Here is a 7,998-nt window from a genome sequence, read left to right on the forward strand (position 1 = left end):
CACCCTCTTTCTTCTTTCCTCTCCCTTGATGGGAGAGGATTAAGGTGAGGGTGAAACCCTGCTGACCAGGCCTCATCTTTGCAACCAACTTTACCTCAGCCTTTTCTCCTCTTATCCAGCCACCCCTGCAAAATCACCGCCGCCGCCGCCGCGTCCGACGCCCCCTTCTCCCTCGACGGCTTCCTCCCAATCTCCCTCATGAACCCCTCCGCCTCCAACGTCGAAAACCTTTCATCCCACGTCTCCACCGCCACCGGCGATGCCCCCTCTAGCACCTCCACCAGCACCTGCACCCGCCTCCCCTGCTCCCCCACCTCCCCCCTCGAATCCAAAGGCATACCCACCACAATCCGCTCCGCCTTCAACTCCCTAGCCTTGCTAATAATAATCTCCACATCCCGCTCCAACCCCCTCCGAGTTATAAACCCCGCCGGCGACGCTATCAGTCCCGTCGGATCGCTGACCGCCATCCCAATGCGCCGGTCCCCCACATCCAGCGCCATCACCCGCCCCGGCCCCCTTTGGCTCTGAGCCGTTTCCACAGGCATGGATAATATGAACGCCACGTTGAAACTCTCTCTTCTTTCCTCTCCCTTGATGGGAGAGGATTATTGAACACCTTACTGCATATATGATTGAAATCCCGATGACCATCGGGAAGGTGAGGGTGAAACCCTGGCTCCACGATACTTTATCAAGGGAAACCTGCCGCACTGCGAACTATTCTTTCCTCTGCCGGCATCCCTGTATATGACCTCCAAAGCTGCCAACAAAGCCTATGCCGCACCCTTCAGGGTGCGGTAGGGTACCAACTTATCATCAAACTACGATACGTATGACCACATTCAGTCCTCAGACATCATTAGCATGCTGAATATTTGCCCACCTTGCACCCTCAGGGCCTCACCTCCCGCCTCACCAGCTCCGCCACCCCTGCCAGCGCCTCGTTCAGCTTATCCATCCGCTTTCCCCCCGCCTGCGCCGTGTCCGGCCTGCCGCCGCCTCCGCCTCCCACCACTTTCGCAGTCTCCCGCACGATATTCCCCGCGTGCAAGCCTCGCTTGATCAAATCCGGCGTCACCATCGACACCAGCAACGGGCTGCCGTTCTGCGACATCGCCAGCACCAGCACCGCGCTGCTTAGCTTGGCCTTCAGCCAGTCCCCCATCTCCCGCAGCGCCTCCACGCTGTTGGCCGACGTCTTTGCCGCCAGCACGTTCACCCCCTCCACCTGCTGCACCTTCCCCAATAGCTCCTGCGCCTCCGACTTCAGGCTCCGCCGCTCCAACTCCGCCACCCGCTTCCGCAACGACGACATCTCGTCCATGAACGATTGCAGCCGCCCCTCTACATCCGCTACCGGCGTCTCCAATCGTTTCGCGACGTTATACAAAATGTCCGTCCGCTCCACAAATAACGACTCCGCCGACCTCCCCGTTACCGCCTCCACTCGACGCAGCCCGCCGCCTACACTGGCCTCGCCTAGAATAAATATCGGCCCCACCTCGCCCGTCGCGTGAACGTGGGTGCCACCGCACAGCTCCAGGCTGAAGGGCTTGTGCTCTCGGCGCTCCCCCATCGATACCACCCGCACCCTGTCGCCATACTTATCGCCGAAGAACGCCAGCGCGCCCTCCTGCACCGCCTGGGCATATGTGGTCTCCCTGGTCTTCACATCCAAATTGCCCCGCACCTTGCTGTTCACCAGGTCTTGAATGTCCCGCAATTCCTCCCGTGCCAAAGGACTCACGTGGGTGTAGTCGAATCGAAGCCGCTCCGGCGCCACCAGCGACCCCGCTTGCCGCACGTGCGACCCCAAAATCTGGCGAAGCGCCGCGTGTAATAGATGCGTCCCGCTGTGGTTCCGCGCCGTGTCCGCCCGCCTCGTCCCGTCCACCGACGCCTCTACCTTATCCCCCAGCGACACGTTCCCCTCCAGCACCACACCCTTGTGCACAATCAGTCCCGCGACGGGGCTCTGCGTATCCTTGACCTCCACCTTCCCTTTCGCCCCGACGATATACCCCGCGTCGCCCACCTGCCCGCCGCCCTCGGCATAGAAAGGCGTCTCCTTCAGCACAACCTCCACCGTCTGCCCCTGCCCGGCGTGGCCCACCAGCCTCCCCTCCACCAGCAGCGCGATAACGCTGGTGTGCTTATGCAAATGTTGGTATCCAACAAACTCTGACTTCTCCACCCCCAAATTCTCATAGGCGGCGTGGACCTCCATACCCCCAGTCACCACATGCGCCGTCCGTGATTCCTGACGATGAATTTCCTGTGCCCTTTCGAAAGCCTCAAAATCTATTTCCAGCCCGTTCTCTCGTGCTATTTCTGCTGTTAGCTCCACAGGGAAGCCATAAGTGGATGCGAGCTGGAACACAATGTCGCCAGGCAGTTTGGTTGATATCTCTTCAAGTGAAGCCAAAACACTCCTTATTGAGCCTTTGTTAATTTCTGGAGTGGTGTCCCATCCTCCCTCGCCTGCTGCCCTATAGAGCCTCGTTAGCAGTTCTATCAGATTGGAAATGGCCCTGAAATAGCTTTCTGCGCTAACAGAAAAATTCAGGTCAACGCTATCTCTTCCCTTATCGAGCTTCTCCTTAACTGACCAAACTGTTTCAGTAGCTTGTGAGACCTGGAAACCCACACCACCACGTTTCGCCCTCTCGGTTAATAATGGCGTAAGGGCAGCCTTAATATTTCCTAAATCAGCTTTCGATAGGGTTTTAATTCCCCTTATGTACCCCTCAAGATGGTCACTTCCCTTACGTACTGTCTCGTTAAACCGCTCCTCCTCCAGGTTCACAACGCGCAATATGAAATCTCGATTTGTCCCCAAATCCGGGTACGCCCCCGAGAACCGGCGTATCGCCGCCTCCACCACCTCGCCCAGGAAGGCCCCCTCCAACCCCAAACGACGCCCGTATCGAATGGCGCGCCGCAACACCCGGCGCAGCACGTAGCCCCGTCCCTCGTTGCTGGGCGCGACGCCGTCGCTGATAACAAAAGCCGCCGCCCGGCTGTGCTCCGCCACCACCCGCAGCGCGTAGTCCGTCTCCTTGTCCCGTCCGTACGCCTTCCCCGACAACTGCAACACCTTCTCGATGAGCGGCTTCAGCAAGTCCGTTTCATATACATTCGCCGCGTTCTGCACCACCGCTGCCGCCCTCTCCAGCCCCATCCCTGTATCAACACTCGGCGCAGGAAGCGGCGTCCGCTTCCCCTCCTCGTCCTGGTAGTACTGCATAAACACCAGGTTCCAGAGTTCGACAAATCGCTCGCACTCGTGATTGGGGTGGCACCCCGGCCCGTTAATATCTGACCCATCCCGAATAGGCTGCCCGCACCCCCGTTCGGCGCCGAAGTCATAATGCAGCTCGCTGCACGGCCCCGTCGGCCCCGTACGGCCTGCCGGGCCCCACCAGTTGGCCTCGTTGCCGTAACGATGTATACGCTTCGGGTCGACTCCCACCTCGTCCCGCCAGATGCCGTAAGCCTCCTCGTCGTCCAGATAAACCGTGGCGTAGAACCGCTCCGGCTCCAGCCCATACCCCTCCGCCTTCGATGTCACAAACTCCCACGCCCATTTAATAGCGTCCCGCTTGAAATAGTCGCCGATGCTGAAGTTCCCCAGCATCTCGAAGAACGTTAGGTGCTTATGGTCGCCCACTTCGTCGATGTCCGTCGTCCTGAACGACTTCTGGCACGACGTCAGTCTTTTCGATGGCGGCGTCTGCTGGGCCGTGAAATACGGCTTCAGCGGCACCATCCCCGCGCTGGTGAACAGCAGCGTCGGGTCCCCCGCCGGCACCAGCGACGCACTGGGCAGCGCGCTGTGTCCTCGCTTCTCAAAGAAAGCGCGAAATCTGTCTCGTATCTGGTCGCCTGTTAGCATCTTACATCTAGTGTACAGGTGGCGGCGATTCTAGGGCAAGAATCAGGCATGGTCAAACTGAGTACCTTGATACCAAATACCAGTCTCCACTGAGTGTGCAACATGGCTACCGACGAGGCCTATGCCGCACACTGAAGTGTGCGGTACAGTACCTACCTACCATTAAATCCGCTGGTGTATTACCTCGTTAAGTTAGCTTTGCACGAAAACTCGGTGTACCCCTAGTCCGGAAGCGAATATGGGGCGCAACATCTCGGCGGGGGCCTTCTCCCATCAGGTTCTCCCCCTTCGGCCTGAAAGGCGAAGGGGGAGTTAGAGGGGGTTGTGGTTCCTTATTTCTCTTCCCCTTCCTCTTCGGGAAGGGGATAAAGGGGATGGTGGTTCCGAAGGAGACCAACACTCCACTTTCCGTGCAAAGCCAGTTAAGTTGTTAATCATCATCAGTGTGCCGTAGGGAACTACAACTCATCATCAAATCCGGCGTGGATTGCCTCATTCAGATCATTGTCGGGAAAATCCGCTTTTATGTAAATCACGCACGAAAACGTCCAAAATCATCCGCTAAAAACCCCTTCCTCTTACCCTCTCATTCTCTGTAAAATCCCCCACTCATGCCAGCTCAGCAGTGCTCCATCCAGTACAACGGCGCCGCCATTCGCTACCTCCTTATCAGGAGCAAACGCCGCCGAAAAACCCTCCACATCACATTCCATCCCCGCCACGGCGTCATCGTCGCCGCCCCTCAAAACGAGTCCTTCAGCCACATAGAAAGCTTCGTCCTCCGCCACGCCAAATGGATCCTTAAAAACTACGGCCGCCACGCCTACGCCCCCTCTCCCATCGCCTTCGCCGCCGGCGACACCCTCCCCTACCTGGGCCGCTCCTTCCCTCTGACCGTCAACCCGCCCAAGGGGCTTCGTCGTCCCCAAATCTCCTTCGACGACTGCGCCTTCACCCTCGACGCCCCAGACTACCCCGACCCAGACTCCCGCCGCGCGGCCATCGCCCGCGCCTTCGAGACATGGTATCGGCGCCATGCCCTGGAATACCTGGGCCAGCGCGTCACCCCATGGAGCGCCGCCATGGGCCTCAAGCCCGCGGAAGTCATCGTCCGCGAGCAGCGCCATCGATGGGGCAGCTGCACCGCCAAAGGCGTCCTGCGATTTAACTGGCGTCTAATCCAGCTCGACCCCGAAATCATCGACTACGTCGTCGTCCATGAGCTGGCCCACCTCGCCGTCCTCAACCACTCCCCCCGCTTCTGGCAGCGCGTCGAGCGCTCCATGCCGGACTACCGGGACCGCCTCAAACGCCTCCGCTCCAGCCTCGCCAACGTCGCCCTCTAGTCGTACCGTCAAAGCGACCCAATGCATTGAGCCGTAGCTCGTCGAGTACCTTCCTTTCTCCTCCCATCAGGTTCTCCCCCTTCGGCCTGGAAGAGCCTGTCCAGAGTACCCCCCGAGGGACGAAGGGGGAGTTAGACGCCGTCCTGAGTCCGCCTTTGGCGGATCGAAGGAGGGGGTTGTGGTATTTCTTTATTCTTTCCCTCTTCTCAGAAAGGAGAAGAGGGCTGCAAGCTCGCCGTGGCGAGATTAAGGGTGATGAGGTCGCCTCGATTAAGAACAAGGTCTGTTGTGCCAAACCAAGATAATGACCATTCCCATTGATTCCTTCTAGTAGTTCCCTTAATATTCAAATTACCACCACCCAAGGAGTAGGAATGCAGTCCAGCGTTATCGGCAAGATCGAAAAAGCCAGACGTTACTCCGAGGAAAAAGACCGCGTTAAGTTCACCTCTCTCACAGCCACCCTGCGGGGCGACCACACTGACCACCAGGTCATATATAACAACGGCTTCTGGTCCTGCGACTGCCACTATTTCCGCGTCAGCGCCACCTGCAGCCACACCATGGCCCTCCAGCGAATCCTAGACCCCATGGTCGCCATCTAACGCGCATATCCTCGTCCGTTGGATGACGCCGCGTCGTCCACAGTATCGCTGCGCCTCATTCTTTTTGCTTGTGTGTCTTGCTAGGCAGGCCGCATAACCGGTTGTCCTGCCCATCTGGCCTCTCTCACGTGAACTCGTAATGCACATTAAGGGCTAGGATTATAAAACCACGAGCCTAAGAACAAACGGAGGCGAAGGCCTTCCCCTTCTGGTCCCCCTTCTTCTCCTATTGAAAAGGAGAAGAAGGGGTTAGGGGATGATGATGAGGTGATCTTGTTCTTCTTTCCCCTTCTTCCGGCATGAAGAAGGGGACAAAGAGGATGAAGGTATCCCGATTAAGAACGAGACCTCTTTTTCAGATTACGCGTCTTGACTGACAGAGCTAAGCGGTAGGAAACCTTGGCGAGGCGGGACTCGCTGCCAACTGCCTCTACAACGGACCTCCGGTATCCCTCTCGCTCACCATCGCCGACACATGGGGCCGCAGCCCGTTCGTCACCCCACGCCTCCCCACCATCTCCAACCCCTCATATACGGCCTGTCTGCTCCTCTCCCCGAAAAATATAAGCCAGCTTGTGATCCCCAGAAACTTCGTTCCGTCCTCCCACCAATCGTGGTCAGGCATCTGTATAACGTGAGTGTCCAGGAAGGAGGAAATCGCGAAGAGACCAAAGGCCAGCAAGAGAAACGCCGCCGGGCCGGCCAGGATGTTCTTCCGAAAGACCGCCAGATAGACAAGGCCGATTAAGAGATAGACCGCCACCACTCCCTTCTGCGGTATCTCTAGGTAGTATGGGATAACGTGCTCGTGTGCTAGGAATAAATCGTCCAGCAGCAGCGCGCAAGACGCCAGGCCGGAAGCCAGAAGGAACAGGCTAACTCCCTTGAGATAAGGCTGGCCCCTCACCAGCCAGGCGAACAGGCACGCGGCGGCCGCGAAAGACCACAACACAATTCCCAGGCTGGAGACGGCCCCAATGTAAAAAGGCGAGTCGGTGACAGTGGACGGGTCTTGCATCAGCTCAAAGGAGCTAGCCCTGTCCTGGGCCTTAATAACCGCCAGCAGCGCCAGGCTAGGTATAAGGCCCAGAAGAAGGACGGGCCTCATCAGCAGCCGTCTAATCATGAATTGAGGCTGCTTCAAGGGCCTCTCCGCCTGCTGCCCCTTGTTTCAGAGACTTAGGCAGGTCATAGAGCCGGCGGCAGTTGTCCCAGAGGATCTTTCGTTTCGACTCTAGGCTCAGCGCGTCCGTAGACAGAAAGGTGTCGACGGCATGAGGGTATGCGCTGTCGTGGTGTGGGAAATCCGTCGAAAACACAATGTTGCTGTCGCCAAGCTCGCCGACCACGTGCTTTACCAACTCCTCGTCGGGGTCTACCGATATGTAGCACTGACTCAGGAAATACTCGGACGGCCTCATATCCAGTTCCAGGCCCTCCCCGGGGCCAAACTTCTCCCACTGGTCGTCCAGACGGTACAGCCACTACGGCAGCCACGAACAGTTCCCCTCCAGGAACGCCACGCGCAGGCGGGGGAATCGATGCAGCACCCCGCCCAGGATCATGCTGCCCGCCGCCAGCATCAGCTCTAGTGCAAAGGTGGAGGCGTGCGACAGCGTCCTAAAGGCCGGATGGCCCGCTAGACGCGCGCTGATGTAGTCCTTGGACAAGCCTCCGGAGGTTCCGTGAAAACACGCGGGGACGTTAAGCCCCTCCAGCTCCGCCCATAAAACGTCGAACTCCTGGTCATGCACGTGTTTTCCCGCTATGGGCATGGGAAGCATGGCTATGCCCACCATACCCAGCTCCTCCACGGCCCGTCTCGCCTCCCGCGCGGCCTCAGCCGCGTTGTGCTGGGCCACTATTCCTGTGCCCTTGAACCTGGCCGGATCGGTCTTGCAGAAGTCCGACGCCCAGTCGTTGAACCCCCGCGCCATGGCCGCGGCGAACTCCGGCTCCGACTCATCATCGGACACATACATGCCTCCCAGGGTCCGGAACATCACCGCCACGTCAATCCCCCGCATGACATTAAAAATATGGTTACCGAAATAAAGTGATTGTCTCAAAACTACGGTTACCGAAATCCCAGGGAGGTAGCCGTGAACCGGGAGAGCATTGGCGAGTACGCTCAGCGTCAAAGGGAAAG

Annotated in this window: 7 protein-coding genes; 2 read left to right on the plus strand and 5 right to left on the minus strand. The window is 58.4% G+C overall.

Translation table 11 applies throughout. The annotated features are described in order from the left end of the window. Nucleotides 1-95: 95 nt before the first annotated feature. The gene (gene ruvX, locus FJ320_05535) at nucleotides 96-566 is read right to left on the minus strand and encodes a Holliday junction resolvase RuvX (GenBank protein ID MBM3925438.1); all 471 of its coding nucleotides are present in this window, start codon (nucleotides 564-566) and stop codon (nucleotides 96-98) included. Between the two features lie 329 nt (nucleotides 567-895). Then, a complete protein-coding gene (locus FJ320_05540) occupies nucleotides 896-3,898 on the minus strand; it encodes an alanine--tRNA ligase (protein MBM3925439.1) in 3,003 nt (1,000 codons plus the stop codon). A 611-nt stretch (nucleotides 3,899-4,509) separates the two neighbouring features. Between FJ320_05540 and FJ320_05545 the strand changes: the two genes are divergently transcribed. Further along, on the plus strand, nucleotides 4,510-5,244 hold the full coding sequence (locus FJ320_05545) for a M48 family metallopeptidase (GenBank protein ID MBM3925440.1): 735 nt from the start codon (nucleotides 4,510-4,512) through the stop codon (nucleotides 5,242-5,244). Nucleotides 5,245-5,618: 374 nt separating this feature from the next. Beyond that, entirely contained in the window at nucleotides 5,619-5,849 is a 231-nt protein-coding gene (locus tag FJ320_05550; protein ID MBM3925441.1) for a hypothetical protein, read from the plus strand. A gap of 430 nt (nucleotides 5,850-6,279) precedes the next feature. Here FJ320_05550 and FJ320_05555 read toward each other — a convergent pair whose 3' ends face one another. The 3 genes from FJ320_05555 to FJ320_05565 form a co-directional block, all read right to left on the minus strand. Next, entirely contained in the window at nucleotides 6,280-6,993 is a 714-nt protein-coding gene (locus FJ320_05555) for a hypothetical protein (GenBank protein MBM3925442.1), read from the minus strand. Beyond that, nucleotides 6,968-7,270 carry a hypothetical protein gene (locus FJ320_05560; GenBank protein ID MBM3925443.1) on the minus strand — a complete coding sequence of 101 codons (303 nt, stop codon included), beginning with the start codon at nucleotides 7,268-7,270 and terminating at the stop codon, nucleotides 6,968-6,970. Before FJ320_05560 ends, FJ320_05555 begins: the two co-directional genes overlap by 26 nt. A gap of 63 nt (nucleotides 7,271-7,333) precedes the next feature. Next, nucleotides 7,334-7,876, minus strand: coding sequence for a hypothetical protein (locus FJ320_05565; protein MBM3925444.1), 543 nt, complete (start codon nucleotides 7,874-7,876; stop codon nucleotides 7,334-7,336). Nucleotides 7,877-7,998: the final 122 nt, after the last annotated feature.

It is taken from the genome of SAR202 cluster bacterium (assembly GCA_016872285.1).
Taxonomy (GTDB): Bacteria; Chloroflexota; Dehalococcoidia; order Lucifugimonadales.

What these genes read in the sequence shown, in the direction of transcription:
- FJ320_05540 (MBM3925439.1), bottom strand. Translation starts at nt 3,898, where the DNA reads ATGCTAACAGGCGACCAGATACGAGACAGATTTCGCGCTTTCTTTGAG.
- FJ320_05545 (MBM3925440.1), top strand. Translation starts at nt 4,510, where the DNA reads ATGCCAGCTCAGCAGTGCTCCATCCAGTACAACGGCGCCGCCATTCGC.
- FJ320_05550 (MBM3925441.1), top strand. Translation starts at nt 5,619, where the DNA reads ATGCAGTCCAGCGTTATCGGCAAGATCGAAAAAGCCAGACGTTACTCC.
- FJ320_05560 (MBM3925443.1), bottom strand. Translation starts at nt 7,270, where the DNA reads ATGAGGCCGTCCGAGTATTTCCTGAGTCAGTGCTACATATCGGTAGAC.
- FJ320_05565 (MBM3925444.1), bottom strand. Translation starts at nt 7,876, where the DNA reads ATGCGGGGGATTGACGTGGCGGTGATGTTCCGGACCCTGGGAGGCATG.